The organism is Burkholderia sp. BCC1972 (assembly GCF_905339605.1).
Classification (GTDB): domain Bacteria; phylum Pseudomonadota; class Gammaproteobacteria; order Burkholderiales; family Burkholderiaceae; genus Burkholderia.
The window spans coordinates 210552-236159 of sequence record NZ_CAJPGH010000010.1; the positions used below are offsets into that span (position 1 = coordinate 210552).

At 68.5% G+C, this 25608-nt stretch carries 27 protein-coding genes and 1 pseudogene; 20 read left to right on the plus strand and 8 right to left on the minus strand.

Going from position 1 to position 25608, the window contains the following annotated elements:
• Nucleotides 1–11 precede the first annotated feature (11 nt).
• From U5798_RS17035 to U5798_RS17045, 3 genes are read left to right on the plus strand one after another with little or no spacing between them, the layout of a single operon-like run.
• Nucleotides 12–944, plus strand: a complete 933-nt coding sequence (locus tag U5798_RS17035; protein WP_124452334.1) for a hydroxymethylglutaryl-CoA lyase — start codon at nt 12–14, stop codon at nt 942–944.
• Nucleotides 945–970: 26 nt separating this feature from the next.
• Nucleotides 971–1477: a YbaK/EbsC family protein gene (locus U5798_RS17040; RefSeq protein WP_124452336.1), complete on the plus strand. Its 507-nt coding sequence runs from the start codon at nt 971–973 to the stop codon at nt 1475–1477.
• On the plus strand, nt 1474–1686 hold the full coding sequence (locus U5798_RS17045) for a DUF1289 domain-containing protein (RefSeq protein ID WP_124452338.1): 213 nt from the start codon (nt 1474–1476) through the stop codon (nt 1684–1686). Before U5798_RS17040 ends, U5798_RS17045 begins: the two co-directional genes overlap by 4 nt.
• 243 nt (nt 1687–1929) lie before the next feature.
• Here U5798_RS17045 and U5798_RS17050 read toward each other — a convergent pair whose 3' ends face one another.
• Nucleotides 1930–2832 carry a DMT family transporter gene (locus tag U5798_RS17050; protein WP_124452340.1) on the minus strand — a complete coding sequence of 301 codons (903 nt, stop codon included), beginning with the start codon at nt 2830–2832 and terminating at the stop codon, nt 1930–1932.
• Between the two features lie 112 nt (nt 2833–2944).
• Here U5798_RS17050 and U5798_RS17055 point away from each other — a divergent pair, with 112 nt between their 5' ends.
• Nucleotides 2945–3436, plus strand: coding sequence for an Lrp/AsnC family transcriptional regulator (locus U5798_RS17055; RefSeq protein WP_322082713.1), 492 nt, complete (start codon nt 2945–2947; stop codon nt 3434–3436).
• A gap of 33 nt (nt 3437–3469) precedes the next feature.
• On the opposite strand, the gene U5798_RS17060 is transcribed toward U5798_RS17055, so the two are convergent.
• Entirely contained in the window at nt 3470–4366 is an 897-nt protein-coding gene (locus U5798_RS17060; protein WP_124452344.1) for an alpha/beta fold hydrolase, read from the minus strand.
• Between the two features lie 289 nt (nt 4367–4655).
• Between U5798_RS17060 and U5798_RS17065 the strand changes: the two genes are divergently transcribed.
• A complete protein-coding gene (locus tag U5798_RS17065; protein ID WP_124452346.1) occupies nt 4656–5615 on the plus strand; it encodes an NAD(P)H-dependent flavin oxidoreductase in 960 nt (319 codons plus the stop codon).
• Nucleotides 5616–5729: 114 nt separating this feature from the next.
• On the opposite strand, the gene U5798_RS17070 is transcribed toward U5798_RS17065, so the two are convergent.
• The 3 genes from U5798_RS17070 to U5798_RS17080 form a co-directional block, all read right to left on the minus strand.
• A complete protein-coding gene (locus U5798_RS17070) occupies nt 5730–6692 on the minus strand; it encodes a LysR family transcriptional regulator (RefSeq protein ID WP_124452348.1) in 963 nt (320 codons plus the stop codon).
• A gap of 184 nt (nt 6693–6876) precedes the next feature.
• The gene (locus U5798_RS17075; RefSeq protein ID WP_124452350.1) at nt 6877–7953 is read right to left on the minus strand and encodes a porin; all 1077 of its coding nucleotides are present in this window, start codon (nt 7951–7953) and stop codon (nt 6877–6879) included.
• 345 nt (nt 7954–8298) lie between these two features.
• Nucleotides 8299–8796, minus strand: a complete 498-nt coding sequence (locus U5798_RS17080; RefSeq protein WP_124452352.1) for a peptide-binding protein — start codon at nt 8794–8796, stop codon at nt 8299–8301.
• A 346-nt stretch (nt 8797–9142) separates the two neighbouring features.
• On the opposite strand from U5798_RS17080, the gene U5798_RS17085 reads away from it, so the two are divergent.
• The 6 genes from U5798_RS17085 to U5798_RS17110 all read left to right on the plus strand — a co-directional run bounded on the left by U5798_RS17085 (nt 9143) and on the right by U5798_RS17110 (nt 16094).
• A complete protein-coding gene (locus U5798_RS17085; RefSeq protein ID WP_322082714.1) occupies nt 9143–10174 on the plus strand; it encodes a bile acid:sodium symporter family protein in 1032 nt (343 codons plus the stop codon).
• 190 nt (nt 10175–10364) lie between these two features.
• Nucleotides 10365–12203 (plus strand): phosphodiesterase, encoded by a 1839-nt coding sequence (locus tag U5798_RS17090; RefSeq protein ID WP_322082715.1) that lies wholly within the window; start codon nt 10365–10367, stop codon nt 12201–12203.
• Nucleotides 12204–12570: 367 nt separating this feature from the next.
• Nucleotides 12571–13590: a LacI family DNA-binding transcriptional regulator gene (locus U5798_RS17095; RefSeq protein ID WP_124452358.1), complete on the plus strand. Its 1020-nt coding sequence runs from the start codon at nt 12571–12573 to the stop codon at nt 13588–13590.
• Nucleotides 13587–14867 carry an AGE family epimerase/isomerase gene (locus U5798_RS17100; protein ID WP_322082716.1) on the plus strand — a complete coding sequence of 427 codons (1281 nt, stop codon included), beginning with the start codon at nt 13587–13589 and terminating at the stop codon, nt 14865–14867. The genes U5798_RS17095 and U5798_RS17100 overlap by 4 nt, the downstream gene beginning before the upstream one ends.
• Nucleotides 14864–15772 carry a carbohydrate kinase gene (locus U5798_RS17105; protein ID WP_322082717.1) on the plus strand — a complete coding sequence of 303 codons (909 nt, stop codon included), beginning with the start codon at nt 14864–14866 and terminating at the stop codon, nt 15770–15772. The genes U5798_RS17100 and U5798_RS17105 overlap by 4 nt, the downstream gene beginning before the upstream one ends.
• A gap of 100 nt (nt 15773–15872) precedes the next feature.
• Nucleotides 15873–16094 (plus strand): hypothetical protein, encoded by a 222-nt coding sequence (locus U5798_RS17110; RefSeq protein WP_011353424.1) that lies wholly within the window; start codon nt 15873–15875, stop codon nt 16092–16094.
• 20 nt (nt 16095–16114) lie between these two features.
• On the opposite strand, the gene U5798_RS17115 is transcribed toward U5798_RS17110, so the two are convergent.
• Both U5798_RS17115 and U5798_RS17120 read right to left on the minus strand, forming a co-directional pair.
• Nucleotides 16115–16309 (minus strand): DUF2905 domain-containing protein, encoded by a 195-nt coding sequence (locus U5798_RS17115; RefSeq protein WP_006477606.1) that lies wholly within the window; start codon nt 16307–16309, stop codon nt 16115–16117.
• Between the two features lie 11 nt (nt 16310–16320).
• A complete protein-coding gene (locus U5798_RS17120) occupies nt 16321–17511 on the minus strand; it encodes a class I SAM-dependent methyltransferase (protein ID WP_322082718.1) in 1191 nt (396 codons plus the stop codon).
• A gap of 13 nt (nt 17512–17524) precedes the next feature.
• On the opposite strand from U5798_RS17120, the gene U5798_RS17125 reads away from it, so the two are divergent.
• The 9 genes and pseudogenes from U5798_RS17125 (at nt 17525) to U5798_RS17165 (ending at nt 24687) form a co-directional block, all read left to right on the plus strand.
• The gene (locus U5798_RS17125; RefSeq protein WP_322082719.1) at nt 17525–18268 is read left to right on the plus strand and encodes an SDR family oxidoreductase; all 744 of its coding nucleotides are present in this window, start codon (nt 17525–17527) and stop codon (nt 18266–18268) included.
• A gap of 79 nt (nt 18269–18347) precedes the next feature.
• Entirely contained in the window at nt 18348–18752 is a 405-nt protein-coding gene (locus U5798_RS17130; RefSeq protein WP_059521150.1) for a dihydroneopterin aldolase, read from the plus strand.
• Entirely contained in the window at nt 18749–19741 is a 993-nt protein-coding gene (gene ttcA / locus U5798_RS17135; protein WP_124452368.1) for a tRNA 2-thiocytidine(32) synthetase TtcA, read from the plus strand. Before U5798_RS17130 ends, ttcA begins: the two co-directional genes overlap by 4 nt.
• Before the next feature lie 135 nt (nt 19742–19876).
• A complete protein-coding gene (gene glmU, locus U5798_RS17140; RefSeq protein ID WP_322082720.1) occupies nt 19877–21238 on the plus strand; it encodes a bifunctional UDP-N-acetylglucosamine diphosphorylase/glucosamine-1-phosphate N-acetyltransferase GlmU in 1362 nt (453 codons plus the stop codon).
• A 54-nt stretch (nt 21239–21292) separates the two neighbouring features.
• The gene (gene glmS / locus U5798_RS17145) at nt 21293–23110 is read left to right on the plus strand and encodes a glutamine--fructose-6-phosphate transaminase (isomerizing) (protein WP_322082721.1); all 1818 of its coding nucleotides are present in this window, start codon (nt 21293–21295) and stop codon (nt 23108–23110) included.
• A gap of 130 nt (nt 23111–23240) precedes the next feature.
• A pseudogene (locus U5798_RS17150) lies at nt 23241–23602 on the plus strand (type II toxin-antitoxin system RelE/ParE family toxin); the annotation flags it as partial.
• Nucleotides 23598–23918, plus strand: coding sequence for a helix-turn-helix domain-containing protein (locus U5798_RS17155; protein ID WP_059727806.1), 321 nt, complete (start codon nt 23598–23600; stop codon nt 23916–23918). The pseudogene U5798_RS17150 and the gene U5798_RS17155, both read left to right, overlap by 5 nt.
• Before the next feature lie 68 nt (nt 23919–23986).
• On the plus strand, nt 23987–24469 hold the full coding sequence (locus U5798_RS17160) for a hypothetical protein (RefSeq protein WP_322082728.1): 483 nt from the start codon (nt 23987–23989) through the stop codon (nt 24467–24469).
• A complete protein-coding gene (locus U5798_RS17165) occupies nt 24469–24687 on the plus strand; it encodes a hypothetical protein (RefSeq protein ID WP_124452374.1) in 219 nt (72 codons plus the stop codon). The genes U5798_RS17160 and U5798_RS17165 overlap by 1 nt, the downstream gene beginning before the upstream one ends.
• Nucleotides 24688–24769: 82 nt before the next feature.
• Here the strand turns inward: U5798_RS17165 and U5798_RS17170 are convergent, their stop codons facing one another.
• Nucleotides 24770–25606: an FTR1 family iron permease gene (locus tag U5798_RS17170; RefSeq protein ID WP_322082722.1), complete on the minus strand. Its 837-nt coding sequence runs from the start codon at nt 25604–25606 to the stop codon at nt 24770–24772.
• Nucleotides 25607–25608 lie beyond the last annotated feature (2 nt).

The following is a 25608-nucleotide window of genomic DNA, read 5'->3' on the forward strand; positions in this document are numbered from 1 at the left end:
AGGAGACAACCATGACGTTCCCCACCGCCGTCAAGATCGTCGAAGTCGGCCCGCGCGACGGCCTGCAGAACGAGAAGACGTTCGTGCCGACCGACGTGAAGATCGCGCTCGTCGACCGGCTGTCGCGCGCCGGCTTCCGCAATGTCGAGGCCGCGTCGTTCGTGTCGCCGAAATGGGTGCCGCAGATGGCCGACGGCGCCGACGTGATGGCCGGCATCGAGCGCCGCGCGGGCACCGTGTACTCGGTGCTCACGCCGAACCTCAAGGGCTTCGAGAACGCGGTCGCCGCACGCGCTGACGAAGTCGTGATCTTCGGCGCGGCGAGCGAGGCGTTCTCGCAGCGGAACATCAACTGCAGCATCGCCGAGAGCATCGCGCGCTTCGAGCCCGTCGCGAAGGCCGCGAAGGACGCGGGCCTGCGGCTGCGCGGCAGCGTGTCGTGCACGCTCGGCTGCCCGTACCAGGGCGAGGTGCCGGTCGCGTCGGTCGTCGACGTCGTCGAGCGCTTCGCGGCGCTCGGCTGCGACGAGATCGACATCGCCGACACGATCGGCGTCGGCACGCCGAAGCGTACGCGCGAAGTGCTCGCGGCCGTCACGCGCGTGTTCCCGCGCGAACGCCTGTCGGGCCACTTCCACGACACCTACGGCCAGGCGCTCGCGAACATCTACGCGGCGCTGTTCGAAGGGATCGAGATCTTCCACGCGTCGGTCGCGGGCCTGGGCGGCTGCCCGTACGCGAAGGGCGCGACCGGCAACGTCGCGACCGAGGACGTGCTGTACCTGATGCAGGGCCTCGGCATCGACACCGGCATCGATCTCGCACAAGTCGTCGCCGCCGGCGACTTCATCTCGAACGCGATCGGCCGCGCGAACGTGTCGCGCGCCGGTCGTGCACTGCTCGCCAAGGCACAAAGCGCGGCCGACGACGCGACCTGCGTGTGACCACGGCACTTCACGGATTCCTCAACATGACGACACCTGCTTCCTTCGATTCCCTCCCCGATTCCGCGCGACGCGTCGCGCTCCTGCTGCGCGAGCGCGGCCATGCGAACGGCATCGTGATGCTCGCCGAAACCGGCAAGACGTCGGCCGAAGCCGCGGCCGGGCTCGGCTGTTCGGTCGCGCAGATCGCGAAGTCGATCCTGTTTCGCCGGCAGTCGGACGGCGCGCCCGTGCTGGTGATCGCGAGCGGCGTCAATCGCGTCGACGAGAAGAAGGTGGCCGCGCAGGTCGGCGCGGTCGGCCGCGCGGACGCGAAGTTCGTGCGCGACAACACCGGCTACGCGATCGGCGGCGTCTGCCCGATCGGCCATCTCGTCGAACCCGTCACGCTGATCGACGCCGACTTGCTCACGCTCGACAGCCTGTGGGCCGCGGCCGGCCATCCGCACGCGGTGTTCAACCTGTCGCCGGACGAACTCGTGTCGCTGACGGGCGCGCCGGTTGCGGACGTCGCGTTGCGGGAGCCCGCATGAGCGACGTGACGGTAGCGGTGCCGGTCGCGACGGTCGCGTCGCCGTGCACCGACGTATGCCGGATCGATCCGCGCACCGACTGGTGTGCGGGTTGCCTGCGCACGCGTGACGAGATCAAGGGATGGCGGGCGTCGGACGACGACGCGAGGCGCGCGCTGCTCGCGCGGCTCGACGCCCGGCGGCGCCTGCTCGCCGGAAGCGAAGCATAAAAAAAAGCCGTTCAGCCTCACGGGCGAACGGCGTCGAGATCGGAATCCTGTGAACGTGATCAACGTCACAGCACGCATCATACGAGCGACGCGGCCGCATCGCATCGGGTGTTTCCCTACAACTTCTTACAGCGCCTTTTCCGCCTGCGCGCGAGCCGCTTTCGCGCGCAATCGTCGTTCCCGGCATTCACGTTCGGCGGACCGCAACGGCATCGCACCGCGGCGCCGAATCGTACGACCGTTTCAGTTGCCGACGGCCGCCCGACGCGCGGGCACGATGCGCCAGCCGAGGTTCACGCCGGCCGCCGCGAGCAGGATCAGCAGCGCGCCGAACACCTGCGTCCACGCGAGCGTCTGCCCGAACGCGACGTGATCGACGACGATCGCGACGACCGGATAGACGAATGACAGCGCGCCCGTCATCGCAGTCGGCAGCTTCTGGATCGCGCCGTACAGCAGCACGTACATCAGGCCCGTGTTGACGACCCCGAGCACGATCAGGTCGAGCCATTGCGCGGCCGTCGCGGGCAGCGTGCCGAAGTGCGCGAACGGCGCGAGCAGCACGACGCCGAGGCCGGCCTGCAGCAGCGCGAGCAGATGCGGCGGCGTCCCCTTCAGGTGCTTCGTGACGATCGACGAGATCGCGTACAGGAACGCCGCGCCGAGCGACAGCGCCACGCCTTCGAGATATTCGCCGGGCACCGCGAGCACGGACGGCTCGACGCGCACCACGAACACGAGCCCGGCGAACGCGAGCGCGAGCCACGCCACCGTCGACGCGGTGATCCGTTCGCGGAACACGATCGCGCCGAGCGCGACGAGCATGAACGGCTGCGTGTTGTAGACGGCGGTGGCCATCGAGATCGACGCGCGCGAATACGCGGCGAACAGCAGCAGCCAGTTCGCGACGATCGCGACGCTGCCGAGCGTCGCGAGCGCGAGCATCCGCGGCGAGAACAACGCGCGGCGCAGGAAGCCGAACGCCGCGCAGACGATCGCGAGCGTCGCGGCGCCGAACAGGCAGCGGAAGAACACGACATTCGTCAGCGGCTGCTGCGACGACATCACGAGCCAGCCGATCGTGCCGGACATCAGCATCGCGACGACCATCTCGGCGGCACCGCGGCGCATTTCATTCGAGGCCATCATGAACTCCGTTGCAGAGGGTGGATGACTTCGATTCTAGAAACTTGCTTTCGCCGCAACCATGGCTAAACTGAAGTGAATCAGCCGAATCACCTTCGAAAGCAAAGCGATCATGCCGAAACGCCTTTCCCCGCCTGCCGTCGCGTCGCTCGACGCGACCGACCGCGCGATTCTCGCGGCGCTCGCCGACGACGCGCGCATCGCCACCAGCGAACTTGCGCGGCAGATCGGGCTGTCGGCGCCCGCGACCGCCGACCGCGTGCGGCGGCTCGAAGCGCAGGGCGTGATCGTCGCGTTCACCGTCGAGCTCGACCCGCGCGCGCTCGGCTACACGCTGCAGGCGATCGTCCGCGTGAAGCCGCTGCCGGGCCAGTTGCACCTGGTCGAGGAGTTGCTGCGGCGCATTCCGGAATTCGTCGAATGCGACAAGGTGACCGGCGAAGACTGCTTCATCTGCCGGCTCTACCTGCGCACGATCGAGCACCTCGACGACATCCTGTCGAAGGTGACCGAGCGCGCGGAGACGAGCACCGCGATCGTGAAGTCGACGCCGGTGCCGCGCCGCCTGCCGCCGCTCGTCGAGGACGACCACACGCACCGCTGAGCAGCGGGCGGCGCGTGCCGCCTGCCCGCCCCCTCATGCGGCCGGGTCGCGCGCCTCGAAGAACGCGAGCAGTTCGTCGATCAGCGCGACGGGTGCCTCTTCCGGAATGTAGTGCCCGCAGTCGAGCGCGCGGCCGCTGACGTCGCGTGCGACGCGCCGCCATTCGTCGAGCGGATCGAAGCAGCGGCCGACGATCCCGTGCTCGCCCCACAGCACGCGCAGCGGGCACGCGACCTTGTTGCCGCGCTCGAGATCCGCACGGTCGTGCTCGAGGTCGATCGTCGCCGATGCGCGGTAGTCCTCGCACATCGCATGCACGGCGCCCGGCTGCGCGAGCGCGGCACGGTACGCGTCGAGCGCTTCGGGCGCGAACGGCGCGAGCCCGGCCGACCGGTTGCCCATCACGCGCTCGATGTACGCATCGGTATGCGCGCCGACCAGCGTCTCGGGCAGCGGCGCCGGCTGGATCAGGAAGAACCAGTGGAAGTACGCGGTCGCGAATGCGCGGTCGGTTTTCTCGTACATCGCGAGCGTCGGCGCGATGTCGAGCAGCATCATCCGCTCGACGGCGTCCGCGTGATCGAGCGCGAGCCGGTGCGCGACGCGCGCGCCGCGGTCGTGCGCGCACACATGGAAGTGCTCGAAGCCGAAATGCCGCATCACCGCGACCTGATCGGCCGCCATCGCCCGCTTCGAATACGGCAGGTGCTGCGCGTCGCTCGGCGGCCGGCCCGACGCGCCGTAGCCGCGCAGGTCGGTGGCGATCACCGTGAAATGATTCGCGAGCGTCGCGGCAACGCGATGCCAGATCATGTGGGTCTGCGGATGGCCGTGCAGCAACAGCAGCGGCGGCCCCGCGCCTCCTTTGACACCGAAGATGTCGGTGTCCTGCACCGTCACGCGAAACGGTGCAAACGCCTCAAACGACATGGTTTGTTTCTCGTTGGTTTGTTATGGCGACTATTTTATGAGTGCCCATGCATCTACACAGCGGGACAACCGCCCGAAACCGTAGAAAGAGAACACTCACTCGATTGCCGCCACACCGCGCATTTTGTTAAGCTCGCGTAGAATCGCACGACCGTTCGTATTAATATGAACGTCCTCGAACGCGCCCGGTTCGCCGCTACACTCGAATCACCGTTCGAATGCAAAGCATGGTGTCGGCATCCGCGCGACCGCGCGGACGCCGACGGCCCCTGGAGACTGGAGACATCACATGGCATTGCCCGCTGTCCTGCAGAACCTGACGCTGCCCGTCATCGCGTCGCCGATGTTCATCGTCAGCTACCCCGAACTCGTGCTCGCGCAATGCAAGGCGGGCATCGTCGGTTCGTTTCCCGCGCTCAATGCGCGTCCGGCCGAACTGCTCGACGAGTGGCTCACGCAGATCCAGTCGGAGCTGGCCGACCACAAGGCGAAGCACCCCGACGCGGTGATCGGCCCGATCGCGGTCAACCAGATCGTCCACCAGTCGAATGCGCGGCTCGAGCACGACGTGCGCGTGTGCGTCGAGCACAAGGTGCCGATCTTCATCACGAGCCTGCGCGCGCCGGCGCGCGAGATCGTCGACGCGGTGCACAGCTACGGCGGCATCGTGCTGCATGACGTGATCAACCTGCGCCACGCGCAGAAGGCGCTCGAAGCCGGCGTCGACGGGCTGATCCTCGTCGCGGCCGGCGCCGGCGGCCACGCAGGCACGACGTCGCCGTTCGCGCTGGTCGGCGAAGTGCGCAAGATCTTCGACGGCCCGATCGTGCTGTCCGGCTCGATCGCGAACGGCGGCTCGATTCTCGCCGCGCAGGCGATGGGCGCCGACTTCGCGTACATGGGCACGCGCTTCATCGCGACGCAGGAAGCGCACGCGATCGACGACTACAAGCACGCGATCGTGAACGCGAAATCGTCGGACATCATCTACACGAACCTCTTCACCGGCGTGCACGGCAACTACATTCGCGAGAGCATCGAGAAGGCCGGCCTCGATCCCGACGCGCTGCCGGAATCGGACAAGACGAAGATGAATTTCGGCAGCGACAAGACCAAGGCGTGGAAGGACATCTGGGGTGCCGGCCAGGGCGTCGGCCTGATGGACGACCTGCCGAGCGTGGCCGCGCTCGTCGAGCGGCTGAAGCGCGAATACGACGACGCGAAGGCGCGGCTCGGCATCCCGCGCTGACGGAAGCGGTGGCCGTGGCGGCCGCCGTCGGCGCTCGAATCGTCGCACCAAACAAAAAGCGCGAACCGCAGCGGTTCGCGCTTTTTGTTGCCCCGCCGCAGCGGAATCCGCAGTTCAGACCGCGCGCTTCATCCGCGTGATCGGCAGCACGCGCAGGCGCGATTCGATCGACGGGCACAGCGACTGCCCTTCGAAACGCGCCGCGAGGAAGTCGACGAACGAACGCACTTTCGCGGACACGTGACGGCGGCTCGCGTACACCGCATAGATCGGCGCTTCGTGCGGCGGCACCGAATCGAGCAGCACCGGCACGAGCCGGCCCGACTCGATGTCGTCGCCGACCACCTCGGTGCCGAGCAGCGCGATGCCCGCGCCGGCGAGCACGGCCGCACGCAGCCCTTCGAGATGGTTCACGATCAGGTTGCCGTTCAGGTTCACGCGCGACGCAGCGGCCGCGTCGATCATCAGCGAATCGAGCATCGTCGAGTTCGAATCGCGCCGCAGGTAGTTGTGGTGCGCGAGATCGGCGATCGTCTGCGGCGTGCCGCGTTTCTCGAGATACTCGGGCGACGCGACCAGCAGGATGTGCGCGGTCGCGATCTGCCGCGCGACCAGCGACGACGATTTCAATCCGTTCGGCGCCGCGCGTACCGCGACGTCGTAGCCTTCCTCGATCAGGTCGACCACGCGATCGGACAGCGTCATGTCGACGGTCACGTCCGGGAAGCGGCCCGCGTAATCGGTGACGGCCTGCATCACGTGCCGCAGCCCGAACGCGGACAGCGACGTCACGCGCAGCCTGCCCTGCGGCACCACGCTCGCGGCGCCGACGGCCTGCCCGGCTTCGTCGAGTTCGGACAGCGCCTGCACGAGGCGCTCATAGTATTCGCGTCCCGCCTCGGTAGGCGCAACGCGTCGTGTCGTGCGATGCAGCAGCCGCGCGCCGAGCTGCTGCTCGAGATGCATCACGTGCTTGCTCGCCATCGCAGCCGACATCTGCATGCGTTCGGCCGCGCCGACGAAGCTGCCCACTTCGACGACGTAGCGAAACACATTCATGCTGACGAGGGTATCCATCGAACTAGCTCGTAATGACGGGGGAATGGTCCAATTACGAGATAGGGTAACAAAGGCGAGGAAACAGAAAGGTCAAGAAAGGCAAAACGGCGCCGCGAGTGGCGGCGCCGTTTCTGGCGAGAAAACATGCAGCCGGGACGCGCGTTTTTACGCGCGCGGCCGGCGCACCGATCGCGCGTGCGCGTCAGAACTTCGCGCGAATGCCTGCGCCGAACGTGTTGCCCGACGACAGGCCGCTGATCTTGTCGTTCATGTAGGCCGCGTAGACGTCCGTGCGCTTGGACAGCGGATAGTCATAGCCGACGGCCCAGGTCTGGCGCGTCTGGTCGAGGCCGCCCGCATCGCGCGAGTACGCGTACGACGCCATCGCGTTGCCCACGCCGAGCGGCACCGACACGCCGCCTTGAGCCGTGTTCACGTGCCAGCTTCCCGCGACCTGGTCGTTCTTCGTGTACATGTACTGGCCGAACAGCTTCACGACCTTCAGGTCGTAGGTGGCGCCGACCAGCGCGATGCCCTGGCTCTTCATGCCGGCGACGAGCGCGCTCAGATCCTGCGGGCCGTTGTTGAAGTTCACGTACTGATACGTGGCAGTCGCCGCGAACGGGCCGTTCGCGTAGTTGAACTGCGCACTCCACTTCTTCGAACGGTTGTCGCCGGCCTGGTTGCCGAGCGCGTACATCGCACCGAAGTTCAGGCCACCGAACGAAGGCGACGTGTACGACAGCGCGTTGTTCCAGCCCGAATCGCCGACCGCGCCCTGGTCGCTCGGATAGGTCGGGAACGTGCCGAGGCCGAGGAACACGTGGTACACCATCGGCGAGAAGGTGTACGAGTCGTAGAACGGGTTGAACAGGATCGTCGACAGGAACAGGTGCGTCGTCAGGCGGCCTGCCGTCACCGTGCCGTACGGCGAGCTGACGCCGACGTACGCATTGCGCGCGAAGAACGTGTCGCCCTGGAAGCGGCCGTACTGGCCGTTCTGCGCGCGGAAGAAGCTTTCCAGCGTGAAGATCGCCTTGTAGCCGTTGCCGAGATCCTCGGCGCCGTGCAGGCCCCAGTACGACGTCGACATGCCGCCGCCCGACACGTTCCATGCGCGATTGCCGCCCGGGAACTTGGTGGCGCCGACCCATTCGTCGACCTGACCATAGAGCGACACGCTCGACTGTGCATGGACGGGCGCAGTGGCCGCCACGCAGGCGGCCGCGGCGATCAGCTTGACGGACGTGCGCGACGCACGGCGAGCAAATGCTTTCATGGGATCTCCAGGTTTTGTCGGATAGTCGATAAGTGGCGCGAGCGTTGTTTTATGGAGCCGAGTGCTTGCGTCTTGTGGGGCGCAGCCATCTTTACGGATCATTCGTCCGGTCAAAATTGCGCACACTTATTGCGGGTATAGCGGCAGCATTAACTTCGCGGGGTCGATACATGGCCGGATGCGCGGCGGCGGCCCGGCACAAACGCGATCGCGCGGCGGGGCGGCGGCGTGGCGTGCACGTACCGGGCGCGAAAGATAGCGCAATGCGGCGGGAAAATCAGCGGAAATCTACGCGCGACTGTGGCGAATTCGCATCAGCCGGCAGGGGGACGAGCGCCGGGGCGCTCAGTTTCGGTAGAACGGGGAGAAAAACGGCGAGTGCGCAGGCTCTTCCTGCGAGCGGGGCGGCGGCATCGGACGGCCGCCGCGCTCCTCGTTGTAGCGCGCGACGTCGGCGCGGATCGAGCCCGCACGCAGCGGCACGTTGCCGCCGCCCGGCGGGCGCGGCATCTGGCGCACCTCGGCGCTGATCGGACGATACGGGCTTTGCGCGGCGTAATGGCCGTACGACGGCGTCGGCCGCAGCCCCCAGCGGGAGCCGTAGCTGCTCACGCCGCCGGGCCGCATGCCGCCGGGAGGCGGAACGCGGCGCCAGACCGGCACACCGCCGGGCCCGCCGCCATTCGGCTGACCGTACGCGCGCATGTCGCCGCCACCGAAGCCGTGGCCGCCGAACCCATGACCACCGCCGTGGGGCGGCTGGGCGAGCGCGAGCGGCACCAGCAACGCGCCGAGCACGCCTGCCGCCCATCGTCCGATCTTCCGTTTCACCCGTTCCGTCATCGTTCAGTGCCTGTCCACGCCCGCCGCCGGCTCCTTTCGGCCGACCCAAGGCTTTCAGCAGTAATTTATGAGCGGTCCGAAACGGTGTCGAGCCAAAAAGTGTTATGTCGCGGGCATCGGTGTAACACCATGTTACTGCTAGGTTTTTTCACTTCCGGGCGCGATCGCGACAGAACATTCTTCTGCCGCATTGCGCGTCGCCGGGCCGGTGCGACGACCACCGTTTCATGCAATCGATTCATCAATCGATTCGCACAATGAATTTGTGTGGTGAATCGTCAACCGGGACAATGGCGCCATCCGCGCGCGCGACGCGCGCCTCCGTCGTTTCCGAATCGAGTTCCCGATGGCCCGTCCCCGTTTTCTTCCCGACAACTTCACGCTCGCGCTCGTCGGCACCGTCGTGCTCGCGAGCCTCCTGCCCTGCCGCGGCCCGGCCGCCCACGCGTTCAACTGGGCGACCAACATCGCCGTCGGCTTGCTGTTCTTCCTGCACGGCGCGAAGCTGTCGCGCGAAGCCGTCGTCGCGGGCGCGACCCACTGGCGACTGCACGCGGTCGTGCTGCTGAGCACGTTCGCGCTGTTCCCGCTGCTCGGCCTCGCGCTGAAACCCGTGCTGCAGCCGCTCGTCACGCCGACGCTGTATGCGGGCGTGCTGTTCCTGTGCACGCTGCCGTCGACGGTCCAGTCGTCGATCGCGTTCACGTCGATCGCGAAGGGCAACGTGCCGGCCGCCGTGTGCGCGGCATCCGCGTCGAGCCTGCTCGGGATCTTCGTCACGCCGGCGCTCGTGGGGCTGATGATCACGTCGCAGTCGGCCGGCGCCGCGTCGCCGTGGAGCACGGTCGGCAGCATCGTGATGCAGCTGCTCGTGCCGTTCATCGCCGGCCAGTTGCTGCGCCCCGTGATCGGCGGCTGGATCGACCGCAACCGCGGCGTGCTGCGCTTCGTCGACCAGGGCTCCATCCTGCTGGTCGTCTACGTCGCGTTCAGCGAAGCCGTCAACGAAGGCCTGTGGCACCAGATCCCGCCGCGCGCGCTCGGCGGCCTGCTCGTCGTCAACCTCGTACTGCTCGCGATCGCGCTGCTGCTGACCGCGTTCGTCAGCAAGCGGCTCGGCTTCAACCGCGCCGACCAGATCACGATCATCTTCTGCGGATCGAAGAAGAGCCTCGCGGCCGGCGTCCCGATGGCGAAGGTGATCTTCTCGGCGAACGCGGTCGGCGCGGTCGTGCTGCCGCTGATGCTGTTCCACCAGATCCAGCTGATGGCGTGCGCGGCGCTCGCGCAGCGATGGGGCGCGCGCGACACGAGCGGCGAGCACGACGAGGGCGACGCGACGTCCGCGCCCGGCGCGCTGAGCGCGGGCAAGCGCTGACGCGCCGAGGGGATGACGGCCCCCGGAAGGCGGCCTTCCGCCGCGCCCTCCCATCCACCTTCCGGACGCACGTCGATGCACGTCCGGCGCGACGCACCAGTCGCGTGCATCGTGTCACGAAATCTTCATTCAATTCCCTGCGCGCGGCGCCGTTAAGCCGGACGTCCCGTCGATTCGGCTGCCCTCGCCCATGCCCGCGCTCCACACCGACTCCGCTGCCGCCAGCACCACGCGCCTGATCGCGGAGCGCGCGCTCGCGGCCGTTTTCCAGCCGATCGTCGACCTCGCGTCGGGCACGGTCGTCGGTTACGAAGGGCTGATCCGCGGCCCGCGCGGCACGGACCTCGAACCGCCGGCCGCGCTGTTCGCGCAGGCCGCGCGCGAAGGCAAGACCATCGCGCTCGAGCAAGCCGCCGCGCTCACCTGCCTCGACGCATTCGCGGCGCTCGGCTGCGACGGCAAGCTGTTCCTCAATTTCAGCGCGGGGACGATCCTCACGCTCGCCGGCGAACGCGAGCGCGCACGCCAGTTCCTCGGCCGCGCCCGGATCGGCGCCGAGCGCATCGTGATCGAGCTCACCGAGCAGAACGCGATTCCCGATGTCGCACACATCGGGCCGGCGGTCGCGTCGCTGCGCGACGCTGGCATCCAGTTCGCGCTCGACGACTACGGCACCGCGAACGCGAGCATGAACCTGTGGCTGCGCCTGCATCCGGACGTCGTGAAGATCGACCGCTTCTTCATCCACGACATCGCGCGCGACCCGCTCAAGTTCGAGGCCGTGAAGGCGATGCAGCACTTCGCGCAAGCGAGCGGCGCGCAGCTGATCGCGGAAGGCATCGAGAACGAATGCGACCTGATCGTCGTGCGCGACATGGGCATCTGCTGCGTGCAGGGCTTCCTGCTCGGCCGGCCGAACGCGCAGCCGTCGCGCGTCGTCGCGCCGGCCGCGCGCGACGCGATCCGCGCGCCGCACATCGCGGTGTTTCCGGGCGCGACGCGCTCGGTGCGGCCGGCCGGCACGATCGCCGGGAAGATGCTGGTTCCCGCGCCGGCCCTGCCGCGCGACGCGACCAGCAACGACGTGCTCGACCTGTTCAACCGGATGCCCGACCTGCACGCGGTCGCGCTGGTCGAACGCGGACGGCCCGTCGCGCTCGTGAATCGCCGCGGCTTCATCGACCGCTTCGCGCTGCCGTATCACCGCGAAGTGTTCGGGAAGAAGCCGTGCCTGCAGTTCGCGAACGACGCGCCGCTGATGATCGACAACGCGACGACGTTCGAGCAGCTCGCGACGCTGCTCGCGAGCCACGACCAGCGCTATCTCGCGGACGGCTTCGTGATTACCGAGCACGGCCGCTACGTCGGGCTCGGCACCGGCGAGAGCCTGGTGCGCACGGTGACCGAGATGCGCATCGAGGCCGCGCGCTACGCGAATCCGCTGACCTTCCTGCCCGGCAACATCCCGATCAGCGCGCACATCGACCGCCTGCTCCAGCGCGACGCCGGCTTTCATGCGTGCTACGTCGACCTGAACCAGTTCAAGCCGTTCAACGACCAGTACGGCTACTGGCAGGGCGACGAGGTGCTGAAGTTCGCCGCGACGGTGCTGGCCGGCGTGTGCGACCCGCAGCGCGACTTTCTCGGCCACGTCGGCGGCGACGATTTCCTCGTGCTGTTCCAGCGCGACGACTGGCGCGAGCGCGCCGCCGACGCGATCGCGCGCTTCAACGACGGCGCGCGGCTCTTCTACACGCAGGCCGACCGGCAGGCGGGCGGGTTGCGCGGCGAAGACCGCCACGGCAACCCGGCGTTCTTCGGCTTCGTGACGATGGCGATCGGCGCGGTCGGCGTGCCGGCCGGCGCGCACGGCGCGAAACGGTACGGCAGCGACGAGATCGCGTCGGTCGCGGCACTCGCGAAGCGGCGCGCGAAACAGCAGCCGGACGGGCTGGCGGTCGTCGATCTCGACGCGGGGCGCGCCGCGCTGCGCCATCGCGGCGAGCCGCCGGCCGTGGCGGCGGGCTGAACCGCACGCGGCCGGCGTTCGCATGGACACGGCCGCGCGCCATGCCATGGCGACGGATGCCCGCTCGCCGCGCGCCGCCAGGATCGTTGCGCACCGCACCGGCTTCAGGCCTGCCCGCGCACGCCCGGACGAGCGATGCACGCTCGCATCCAGTCCACCTGCCGCCCGCGACGCGCGCCGCCCGGCCCCACACGTCCACCTTGCCTTTTTCGTGTTTTGTTTAGTATTTTTAGTAACGGCGTTTTCGCAGATTAGCGCGTAAAAAGCCACTATTCGCGGGTATTCCCCGGTTATCCGGCCCGAATTCCGCGATTCGTTTTACTATACAATCGCTTTCACCCTAAACAAACCGGACCCCGAACCAACGATGGGTACGACCATTCGCGATGTGGCGCGGGCGGCAGAGGTCTCGATCGGCACCGTCTCCCGCGCGCTGAAGAACCAGCCCGGCCTGTCCGAAGCCACGCGTGCGCGCATCGTCGGGATCGCGCAGCAGCTCGGCTACGATCCCGCCCAGTTGCGGCCGCGCATCCGCCGGCTCACCTTCCTGCTGCACCGCCAGCACAACCGCTTTCCCGCCAGCCCGTTCTTCTCGCACGTGCTGCACGGCGTCGAGGACGCGTGCCGCGAGCGCGGCATCGTGCCGACGCTGCTGACGGTCGGCCCGAACGACGACGTGCTGCGCCAGATGCGCCCGCACGCGCCCGACGCGATCGCGGTCGCCGGCTTCATCGAGCCCGAGACGATCGAGGCGCTCGCCGCGACCGGCCGGCCGCTCGTGCTGATCGACCTGTGGGCGCCCGGATTGCGCTCGGTCAACATCGACAACGCGACGGGCGCCGCGCTCGCGATGCGCCACCTGCTCGCCACCGGCCGTTCGCGGATCGCGTTCATCGGCGGCTCGCCCGCGCACTACAGCATCGCGCAGCGTGCGATCGGCTACCGGCGCGCGTTCTTCGAAGCCGGGCGGCTGTTCGATCCCGCGTACGAGGTGACGATCGATGCGGGGCTCGACCCCGACACGGGCGCCGCGCGAGCGATGGAGCAACTGCTCGACGCACCGGGCCCGCGCCCCGACGCCGTGTTCGCCTACAACGATGCGGCCGCGCTCGCCGCACAGCGCGTGTGCATCGCGCGCGGCCTGCGGATTCCGGACGACATCGCGATCGTCGGCTTCGACAACATCCCGGCCGCCGCGCACGCGAGCCCGCCGCTTACGACGCTGTCGGTCGACAAGGAAGCGCTCGGCCGCCGCGGCGTCGAGCTGCTGCTCGCCGACTCGCCCGAGCGCACCGAAATCTCCCTGCCCGTCGAGCTGATCGTGCGGGCCAGCAGCCAGCCCGCCGCCTCGCCGGCACTCGACACTGCCACCGTCACCGAATCATGAACATGCCCCCGGTCCAACCCCACCCGGCCGCGCCGGCCGCCCACACGCCAGCCGCACCGTTCGTCGCGAGCTTCCGCGATCCGGCGTTCCTGCTGTCGCACATCGAGGACACGCTGCGCTTCTACGCGACCAACGCGTTCGACCCGACGGGCGGCTTCTATCATTACTTTCGCGACGACGGCAGCATCTACAACCGCACGTCGCGCCACCTCGTCAGCAGCTGCCGGTTCGTCTTCAACTACGCGATGGCGTACCGGCATTTCGGCGACCCGCGCCACCTGGAATACGCGCGCCACGGGCTGCGCTTCCTGCGCGATGCGCACTGGGACGACGCACTGCAGGGCTACGACTGGGAGCTCGACTGGCGCGACGGCGCGAAGCGCGAGACGCTCGACGGCACGCGCCACTGCTACGGCCTCGCGTTCGTGCTGCTCGCGGCCGCGCACGCGACGATGGCCGGCATCGACGAGGCACGCCCGCTGATCGCCGCGACCTACGAACTGGCCGAGCACCGCTTCTGGGATGCGGCCGCGGGCCTGTACGCGGACGATTCGACGCCGAACTGGATCGTGTCGTCGTACCGCGGCCAGAACGCGAACATGCACATGACGGAGGCGCTGCTCGCCGCGTACGAGGCGACCGGCCACCTCACGTACCTCGATCGCGCGGAGAAGGTCGCGTCCCACATCACGCAGCGCCAGGCCGCGCTGTCGGGCGGGCTCGTGTGGGAGCACTACCATGCAGACTGGTCGGTCGACTGGGACTACAACAAGGAAGACAGCTCGAACATCTTCCGTCCGTGGGGCTTCCAGCCCGGCCACCAGACCGAATGGGCGAAGCTGCTGCTGATCCTCGAACGGCACCGCCCGCTCGACTGGCTCGTGCCGCGCGCGGCCGAGCTGTTCGATGCAGCGCTCACGCACGCGTGGGACGCCGATCACGGCGGCCTGTGCTACGGCTTCGGCCCCGACTTCACGATCTGCGACCACAACAAGTACTTCTGGGTGCAGGCCGAAACCTTCGCGGCGGCCGCGATGCTCGGCGCGCGCACGGGCAGCGAACGCTTCTGGGACTGGTACGACGAGATCTGGCGCTACAGCTGGGCCCATTTCGTCGATCACCGCTACGGCGCGTGGTATCGGATCCTCACCTGCGACAACCGCAAGTACAGCGACGAGAAGAGCCCGGCCGGCAAGACCGACTATCACACGATGGGCGCCTGCTACGACGTGCTCGCGACCCTCGCGCGCATGCAACGCAGCGAGCCGACGCAATGAGCGGCGGCACGTTTCCGGCTTTCGTGTCGGCGGGCGACATCCTGACCGACATGGTGCGGGCGGGCGATGCGCAGTGGACCTCGGTGCCGGGCGGCGCCGGCTGGAACGTCGCGCGCGCGGTGGCGCGGCTCGGCGTGCCGAGCGCGCTCGCCGGTTCGATCGGCGAAGACTGCTTCTCCGACGAACTGTGGCACACGAGCGAAGCGGCCGGGCTCGACCTGCGCTTCCTGCAGCGCGTCGCGCGGCCGCCGCTGCTCGCGATCGTCCACGAGACGCGCCCGCCCGCGTACTTCTTCATCGGCGATGCGAGTGCCGATCTCGCGTTCGATCCCGCGCTACTGCCGGCCGGCTGGACCGAGCACGTGCAATGGGCGCATTTCGGCTGCATCAGCCTCGTGCGCGAACCGCTCGCGGGCACGCTGGCCGCGCTCGCGGCCGAGCTGCACGCGCGCGGCGTGAAGATCAGCTTCGACCCGAACGTGCGGAACCTGATGACAGCCGCGTACCGGCCGACGCTGGAGAAGATGGCCGCGCTCGCCGACCTGATCAAGGTGTCCGACGAAGACCTGCGGCACCTGTTCGGCGGCGACGGCCCCGACGCGATCGCGGCGGTGCGCGCGCTGAACCCGCAGGCGGCCGTGCTCGTCACGCGCGGCGCGCAGGCGGCGACGCTCTACGCGGACGGCGACGTGCACGAGGCCAGCCCGCCGCGCGTCGAGGTGGCCGACACCGTCGGCGCGGGCGACGCGTCGATCGGCGGCATGCTGTTCAGCCTGATGGCCGCGCCGCAGCGCGCCTGGCGCGAGCATCTCGTATTCGCGCTGGCGGCCGGCGCCGCCGCGTGCCGGCATACGGGCGCGCACGCGCCGACGCTCGACGAGGTCGTCGCGCTGATCGAACGCTGATGGAAAGACGGTGGCCGGGCACTGTTCGGTCACCGATAAGCGACGCTGTACATGTTGCGCCGCAGTGCTACGATGAAGTGTCCTTTTGCGGGAGAGCACGATGGACACCAACACGTTCACGAAAGGCATCTACACGGCCAAGGCGCATACCCAGCATGCGGGCAACGGGCAGTTCCAGGGTTACGTGATCCTCGCGCGCGACGACGGCGACGACACCGAGAACACGCGTTACGACGTCCACTCGACGAGCCCCAGCGAGGAAGAAGCGTTCGACGAGGCAAAGGCGCTCGCGCACCGGATCCTCGGCGAGATCGAGCTGTAACCCCCTCCTTCCGGCGCGGCTCAGAGCAGCCGCGCCACCATCGACAGCAGCATCGTCAGCACCAGCGTCGACATGAACGGGAACGGGTAGCGCCGCCCGCCGAGTGTCAGCGTGACGTCGCCCGGCATCCGCCCGATGCCGAGCTTGCCGAGCCACGGCCAGCAGCGCGTCAGGATCATCACCGCGATGAACGTCGTCAATAGCCAGCGCAGCATGCTAGGGCCTGTCAGAGTGCGTGCGAGCGGTCGCCGCGCGCGAACGCCTCGAGCGTGCCGTCGATGCCGCGCGAGAACGCGATCACCTTGAACAGCTCGCCCATCTCGGCTTCCGAGATCAGCTTCTGCACCGCGTTCGCGGCCGGCAGGAACGCGTGGATGTCGGACGGGTCGATCGCGGCCAGCGCGTCGGTGATGCCCGCGTTCAGCAGGAAGCGCGCCTGCGACGTGTAGCCGAGCAGGTCCGTGCCGGTGGCGACGGCCGCATCGTAGATGCCGGTGAATTCGACGTGCGCGGTGATGTCCTGCAGCCCCGGGTACAGGAACGGGTCATCGTGCGCGTGGTGGCGGTAGTGGCACATCAGCGTGCCGCGGTCGCGCTGCGGATGGTAGTACTCGTGCGCCGGAAAGCCGTAGTCGACCAGCAGCACCGCGCCGCGCGCGAGCATCGTGCAGACGGTGCGCGTGAACGCCAGCGCGGCCTCGTGCGTCTCGGTCACGTAGCCGTCGCCGACGTCGAGCCCCGCGAGCACCGGCGGCAGGCCGGCTGCATCGGCGGGCCGGTCGTCGAACACGAACGCCTGCTGCGCGTCGAGCGCGACGCCGCGCTCGTGCCACGCGCCACCCGCTTTCGCGAACAGCCGCACCGGCATCGCGTCGAGCACCTCGTTGCCGACCACGACGCCTTCGAACCGCTCGGGCAGCGCGTCGAGCCAGCGCACCTTCGCGGCGAGCGCCGGCGCGGCGGCCGCGATCGTGTCGCGCTGCCGCTCGCGCAGCTCGCCGGACAGGTCGACGATCAGGTATTCGTCGAGTTCGACGCCCTGCGCGTCGAGCGCGGCGAGCAACCCGGCCGCGAGCTTGCCCGTGCCGGCGCCGAATTCCATCACGCGGCGCGTATCGCTCGCCGCAAGCGCTTGCGCGACCGGTTGCGCGAGCGTCTGCGCGAACAGCGGCGACAGCTCGGGCGCGGTGACGAAGTCGCTGCCGTCGTCGGCGCGGCGCCCGAACTTGCGCGCGCCGCCGCTGTAATAGCCGAGGCCCGGCGCATACAGCGCGCGCTCCATGAAGCGGTCGAACGGCAGCCAGCCGCCGGCCGCCGCGATCTCGTCGCGCAATTGCGCGGCAAGGGTTTCGGACTGCGCGAGCGCGTCAGGGCCGGGAGCAGGTAAACTAGCGGGTTCGTGAGCTTTCGGGTTCATCCCGGCATTGTAAATGACCGTTTCAGCCGATACGTCGACCCCGCGCGTGGTGCTCGTCACGGGCGCCCTGGGCAGCGCAGCCGACGCCGCGTCGATCGGCCGTGCGCTCGCGACCGGTTTCGCCCGCCGCGGCTGGGACGTCGCGCTGCAGCGCAGCCCCGGCGCGCCGCGCGCGGCCGCCGATGCGCTCGTCGCCGAAGTCGCGGCGCGCGGCCGCCGCGCGGCCGTGCTCGACGCCGATCTGGCCCTGGAAGCCGATGCGGCCGCGCTCGTCGCCGCGTGCGGCGAAGCGCTCGGCCGGCCGGCGTGCGCGGTGTTCGTCAGCGCCAGCGCGGGCGCCGACGACGCGCACACGGTGGACGGCGCGTCGCTCGCCGGCGCACTCGCGCGCAACGTGACGGCGCCGCTCGCGCTGGCCCGCGCGCTCGCCGATGCCACACCCGACGCCGCGCGCGAGCATGAAGCACTGCGCGCGTGTGCGATCCACGTGCTGGATCAGGCCCTGTTTCACCCGGCACCGGCGCAACTGTCGCATGCGCTGATGCAGGCCGCGCTGAACCGCGCGACGTCGGCGCTGGCGCTCGCGCTCGCGCCGAAGGTGCGCGTCGCGGCGCTCGTGCGCGGCCACGCGCCGCACGCGGACGACATCGCGGCGGCCGCCTGCTATCTCGCGAGCGCGCCCGGCGTGACGGGCGCGACGCTGACCGTCGACGGCGGCGAGCACCTGGTGCCGCCCGCCGCCGGCCCGAATGAATGAACTGCGCGGAAACGCGCGGCCTGACTGCCGCCGCCCGCGCCGCTTTGCGTGCGTGCACGCCAATTTGACTGGGACGACCATGTTTTCCGCTCTCCTGCACCCCCGCCTCGCGGATTGCCGCAGGCTCTACCTGCGCGACTACGAGGTGCACATCAACATCGGGGCCTTCGAACACGAGAAGCGCGGCGAGCAGCGCGTCGTCATCAACGTCGACCTGTTCGTGCCGCTCGCGCTGTCCACCCCCGTCGACGACCGGTTGCATGAAGTCGTCGACTACGACCTGATGAAGCAGAGCGTCGCGCAATGCGTGGCGCGCGGCCACATCCACCTGCAGGAAACGCTGTGCGACGCGATCGCCGCACACCTGCTGGCGCACGATGCCGTGCGCGCGGTACGCGTCTGTACCGAGAAACCGGACGCCTATCCGGACTGCGACGCCGTCGGCGTCGAAGTCTTTCGCATCAAGGACGAGGAGCGCGCATGAACGCCCCCCACATGAATGACACGGCGGCCGATGCCGCCACCCTCGACGACGCCGCCCCGGCCGGCCGCCCTGCGCTGACGCGCCGCGAGCAGAAGGAAGCGTACGAGAACAACAAGCTGTACAAGCGGATCGTGCGCCAGGTCGGCCAGGCGATCGGCGACTACAACATGATCGAGCAGGGCGACAAGGTGATGGTGTGCCTGTCGGGCGGCAAGGACAGCTACGCGATGCTCGACGTGCTGCTGCGCCTGCGCGAGCGCGCGCCGATCGACTTCGACATCGTCGCGGTGAACCTCGACCAGAAGCAGCCGGGCTTCCCGGAACACATCCTGCCGGAATACCTGAAGCAGGTTGGCGTGCCGTTCCACATCGAGAACCAGGACACCTACAGCATCGTCAAGCGGCTCGTGCCCGAAGGCAAGACGACCTGCTCGCTGTGCTCGCGGCTGCGCCGCGGGATCCTGTACCGCGTGGCCGGCGAACTCGGCGCGACCAAGATCGCGCTCGGCCACCATCGCGACGACATCGTGCAGACGCTGCTGCTGAACATGTTCTACGGCGGCAAGCTGAAGGGGATGCCGCCGAAGCTGCAGTCGGACGACGGCAAGAACATCGTGATCCGCCCGCTCGCGTACGTGAAGGAAACCGATCTCGAGAAATACGCGGAGCTGCGCGAATTCCCGATCATCCCTTGCAACCTGTGCGGCAGCCAGCCGAACCTGAAGCGCGCGGAAATGAAGGCGCTGATCCGCGAATGGGACAAGCGCTTCCCGGGCCGCGTCGACAACATGTTCAACGCGCTCGCGAAGGTCGTGCCGTCGCACCTGATGGACACGACGCTGTACCCGTTCCAGTCGCTGCGCGCAACGGGCGAGGCCGACCCGCAAGGCGACATCGCGTTCGACGAGGAGCCGTGCGCGTCGGGCGACGACTCGGCGGCGCCGGGCGCGTCCAAACCGATCTCGATCGTCCAGTTCGACGACCTGTAAGCAGGGACCGAACACCCGCCGAAACCGGGGCCGACGGCCTCGTTTCGGCGTTGTCGCCGCGCCGCGACAGGCCCGGAGCGACAAGGGCCGCATGCTAAAATGGACGGCTTCGAACTCCTCTGACAAGCTGGCGCCATGAATATCGTGATTTTGGCGGCAGGCACCGGCAAGCGCATGCGTTCCGCGCTGCCGAAAGTGCTTCACCCCCTGGCCGGCAGGCCGCTCCTCTCCCACGTCATCGACACCGCGCGCACGCTGCAGCCGTCCCGGCTCGTCGTCGTCGTCGGTCACGGCGCCGAGCAGGTCGAGGCCGCCGTCGCCGCGCCCGATGTCCAGTTCGCGTTGCAGGCCGAGCAGCTCGGCACCGGCCACGCGGTGCGCCAGGCACTGCCGCTTCTCGACCCCGCGCAACCGACGCTCGTGCTGTACGGCGACGTGCCGCTCACGCGCGCGTCGACGCTGCGGCGTCTCGTCGATGCCGCGCGCGAAGGCCGCTACGGGATCCTGACCGTCACGCTCGACGATCCGAGCGGCTACGGCCGCATCGTGCGCGACGCGTCCGGCTTCGTCACGCGCATCGTCGAGCAGAAGGACGCGTCGCCGGACGAGTTGAAGATCGCCGAAATCAACACGGGCATCATCGTCACGCCGACGGCCCAGCTGTCGATGTGGCTCGGCGCGCTGAAGAACGAGAACGCGCAGGGCGAGTACTACCTGACCGACGTCGTCGAACTCGCGATCGAGGCCGGCTTCGAGGTCGTCACGTCGCAGCCCGACGAGGAATGGGAAACGCTCGGCGTCAACAGCAAGGCGCAGCTCGCGGAGCTCGAGCGCATTCACCAGCGCAACGTCGCCGATGCGCTGCTCGTCGACGGCGTCACGCTCGCCGATCCGGCGCGCCTCGACGTGCGCGGCACGCTGCGCTGCGGCCGCGATGTGTCGATCGACGTGAACTGCGTGTTCGAAGGCAACGTGACGCTCGCCGACAACGTGACGATCGGCGCGAACTGCGTGATCCGCAACGCGTCGGTCGGCACCGGCACGCGTATCGACGCGTTCACGCACATCGACGGCGCCGAGCTCGGCGCGCACACCGTGATCGGCCCGTACGCGCGGCTGCGCCCGGGCGCGCAACTGGCTGACGAAGCGCACGTCGGCAACTTCGTCGAAGTGAAGAACGCGGTGATCGGCCATGGCTCGAAGGCGAACCACCTCACGTACATCGGCGACGCCGACATCGGCGCGCGCGTGAACATCGGCGCGGGCACGATCACCTGCAACTACGACGGTGCGAACAAGTTCCGCACCGTGATCGAGGACGACGTGTTCGTCGGCTCGGACACGCAGCTCGTCGCGCCCGTGCGCGTCGGCCGCGGCGTGACGATCGCCGCCGGCACGACGATCTGGAAGGACGTGGCCGACGGCGTGCTCGCCTTGAACGAGAAGACCCAGACCGCGAAGAGCGGCTACGTCCGCCCGGTCAAGAAGAAGAGCTGAACCTTTTGCGGGCGCCCCGGCGGCGCCCGCGTCGACTTACAGGATTGACCATTCATGTGCGGCATTGTCGGCGCAGTTGCGCAGCGTAATATCGTTCCGGTGCTGATCGAAGGATTGCGGCGCCTCGAATACCGTGGCTACGACTCGTGCGGCGTCGCCGTGCTCGAGCCCGGTGCACCGAAGCGCGCGCGCAGCGTCGCGCGCGTCGCCGATCTCGACACGCAGGTGCGCGAATCGCATCTCGAAGGCACGACGGGCGTCGCGCACACGCGCTGGGCCACGCACGGCGCGCCCGTCACGCACAACGCGCACCCGATCTTCTCGTCGAACGCGCTCGCGCTCGTCCACAACGGCATCATCGAGAACTTCGAGACGCTGCGCGACGCGCTGCGCGCGAAGGGCTACGAATTCGTGTCGCAGACCGACACCGAGGTGATCGCCCACCTCGTGCACAGCCTGTACCGCGGCAACCTGTTCGACGCGGTGCGCGAGGCCGTCGGCCAGCTGCACGGCGCGTATGCGATCGCCGTGATCCACAAGGACCAGCCGCATACCGTCGTCGGTGCGCGCCAGGGTTCGCCGCTCGTCGTCGGCCACGGCGACGGTGAGAACTTCCTCGCGTCCGACGCGCTCGCGCTCGCAGGCAGCACCGACCGCTTCACGTTCCTCGAGGAAGGCGACGTGTGCGAGCTGTCGCTCGACGGCGTGACGATCGTCGATCGCCACGGCGCCACGGTGCAGCGCGAGATCCGCGTCGTCAGCGCGTACGGCGGCGCGGTCGAGCTCGGGCCCTATCGCCACTTCATGCAGAAGGAAATCTTCGAGCAGCCGCGCGCGATCGGCGATACCGTGCCGCAGACGGAAGCGTTCGACGCCACGCTGTTCGGCGACGCCGCACCGGCTGCGTTCGCGGAGATCGACAGCCTGCTGATCCTCGCGTGCGGCACGAGCTACTACTCGGGCCTCACCGCGAAGTACTGGCTCGAATCGATCGCGAAGATCCCGACGCAGGTCGAGATCGCCAGCGAGTACCGCTACCGCGAATCGGTGCCGAACCCGCGCCAGCTCGTGCTCGTGATCTCGCAGTCGGGCGAGACGGCCGATACGCTCGCCGCGCTCAAGCATGCGCAGTCGCTCGGCCACACGCATACGCTCGCGGTCTGCAACGTCGCGACCAGCGCGATGGTGCGCCTGACCGAGATGCAGTTCCTGACGCATGCGGGCACCGAGATCGGCGTCGCGTCGACGAAGGCGTTCACGACGCAGCTCGTCGCGCTGTTCGTGCTGGCCGCGACGCTCGGCAAGCTGCGCGGGCACGTCGACGCCGCGCAGGAAGCCGAATTCCTGAAGCAGCTGCGCCACCTGCCGGCCGCGTTGAACAGCGTGCTCGCGCTCGAGCCGCAGATCATCGCGTGGTCGGAAGAATTCGCACGCAAGGAAAACGCGCTGTTCCTCGGCCGCGGGCTGCACTACCCGATCGCGCTCGAAGGCGCGCTGAAGCTGAAGGAAATCTCGTACATCCACGCCGAGGCCTATCCGGCCGGCGAACTGAAGCACGGGCCGCTCGCGCTCGTCACGGAAGCGATGCCGGTCGTCACGGTCGCGCCGAACGACACGCTGCTCGAGAAGCTGAAGTCGAACATGCAGGAAGTGCGTGCGCGCGGCGGCGAGCTGTACGTGTTCGCCGATGCCGATACGCAGATCGTCAACGACGACGGCCTGCACGTGATCCGGATGCCGGAACACTACGGGCAACTGTCGCCGATCCTGCACGTCGTGCCGCTGCAGCTGCTCGCGTATCACACCGCGTGCGCACGCGGCACCGACGTCGACAAGCCGCGGAACCTCGCGAAATCGGTGACGGTGGAGTAAGGCTGGACGACAGGGATGGCCTGCATCGGGCCGTCCCGACCGCGTCGCGGCACGAAGCAGGCCATTCGGCCAGGTCGAAATATGTACCACGTAGTGGTATATAATCCTGTGCTCGCTCGACCGGCTCGACATGTCTGCTTCCGTGCGACGCGTCTTCAAGACGAAGTGGTTTCACAAGGCAGCCGGGAAAGCGGGAATCGCCGATGGCGAGCTCTGCCGCGCGGTGCGGGAACTGGCCCGCGGCCAGGGCGTCGATCTCGGCGGCAACGTCTGGAAGAAGCGCCTCGACGGCAATCGGCAGCGCGGGATCGTGCTGGCAAGGTCGGGCACACGTGGATGTTCGTGTTCCTGTTCGCGAAATGCGACCGCGACAACATCGATGCACGCGAACTGCGCGCCTTCAGAAAGCTCGCCGCGGACGTAGGTCGACACACTGACAGCGACATCGCGACGCTGGTCGCACTGAAAGAGCTTGTGGAGATTTGCAATGGCCAAGAGTCGATTCAAGAGCGACGCGACGGAGGCGGTCCACAGCGCCGCGTCGGGGCTTTATCGCGCCAGTCTGATCGACAAGAAGACGATGCGGGAATACGACGATCTCTGCATCGAAGCCGCGCCGCAGTTCGATCCCGAAGCGATCGCCCGCATCCGCAAGTCCGTCAACGTCAGCCAGAGCGTATTCGCGCTGTACCTGAACACGACGACGTCGACGATCCGCCAATGGGAACAGGGCGACAAGCGGCCGAGCGGCATTGCCGCGCGCATGCTCCAGATCGTCGAGAAACACGGGCTCGAGGTGTTCTCCTGAGCCGGCTTCCCCGAATGCGCATGCACGGCCGACCGGACGCGGGCCGCAAGGAATATGACGGAGAGACAATGGTAAGACTGATTGGATGCGGTTTGCTGGCGCTGACGTTCGCGTCGACGGGCTGGGCCGCCGAGCATTACGTCGAGGTCTGGAACCCGCCCGAGGCGCGCCATCCGGCGGCCCGCACGCCGGACGCCCGTATGCCGGATGCCCGCACGCCGGCCGCACGCACGGGCGCCGATGCGCGCACCGGCAAGAGCGCGGAGAAGCACGCGAGCGTCACGCCGAAAGCCGCCGCGAAGCCGCACAAGCGCCGTGTCGCCCAGACCGTGAAAGCCGGTTCGCACCGCCCGGCCGCCACCGCGACCGACACGCCGGCCGCACCGCGCCCCGTCGCCCAGCCTGCGCCGGGCCGCCTCACGGTGATGCGCCCTGCCGGCTCCGACGAGACGCACGCGCTAAACTTCTCCAATATCCCGCGTCAATACACGCCGGACGGCAACGTGCTGCAGGTCGGCACGCAGGGCCGCGCTGCGGAGGTGACTCGATAATGGAAGCGCAGACCTACCACGGCTACCAGATCTGGGGCCACGCGATCCTGCAGCAGGACGAGATCATGCAGCCCGAGCGCTTCGCGGCGAGCGGCACGATCACGCAGAACAACCGGCTCGTCGAAGCGTCCGGCGTGCTCGGCGTGTTCGACACCGAAGACGATGCGCGCAATGCAGGGCTCGAATGGGCGCGCGCCTGGATCGACAACCACCGCTGATCCCGTCGCGCGCGCGGATCGCGCATCGCAAATGCAGAAAGGGGCGTCATCGACGCCCCTTTCCGTATTCAAACCCGGATATTCAGGCGGCGGCCCGTGGCGGCCTCACCGTCACCTGCGGCCGGCCGACGAGCCGGGCCAGCACGACGATCGCCACCAGCGTCGCCACGTATGCGGCAATCTGGATGCCCGCCGGACGCGCGGTATAGCCGATCAGCGTATGCAGTGCCTTGCCGACGATGCTCGATTCCTTGAGCAGCCACGACGTATCCCAGACCGCATCGCCCCACGACGGCACGAGCCCCGCAGCCAGCAGGAAGCCGACGCACTGGCTCGCCATTCCCGCCGCGAGCAGCACGATCAACGCGTTGGTGACGGAGAACAGACGCTTCAACGGAATCTGCAGCAGGCCCGCATACATCGCGTAGCCGAGCCCGGCGCCGCCGAGCACGCCCAGCAGCCCGCCGGCGATCATCTGCGGCGTCTGCCCCGGATCGCCCGCCGCGATCCCGTAGAGGAACAGCACGGCCTCGGAGCCCTCGCGCAGGACCGCGACACCGACCACGATGGCGAGGCCCGTCAGCGGCCGGCTGCCGGCCGCGACGGCCCGGCCGACCGCGCCCATGTGCTGCGCCATCTCGCGGCCGTGCCGGCTCATCCAGATGCAGTGCCATGCGAGCATCAGCGTCGCGACGAACATCACGCCCGCGTTGAAGACTTCCTGCCCCATGCCGGACGCCCACTGCGAGATCACGTCGGCAAACGCCGCGATCAGGCCTGCACCGATCACGCCGCCGGCCAGCCCGCCGCTCACCCACCAGCCGCGCCGCGGCACGCCCTTCGTGGCGGCCATCACGATCGAGACCACCAGCGCGGCCTCGAGCACTTCACGAAAGACGATCAGGGCAGTCGACAGCATGT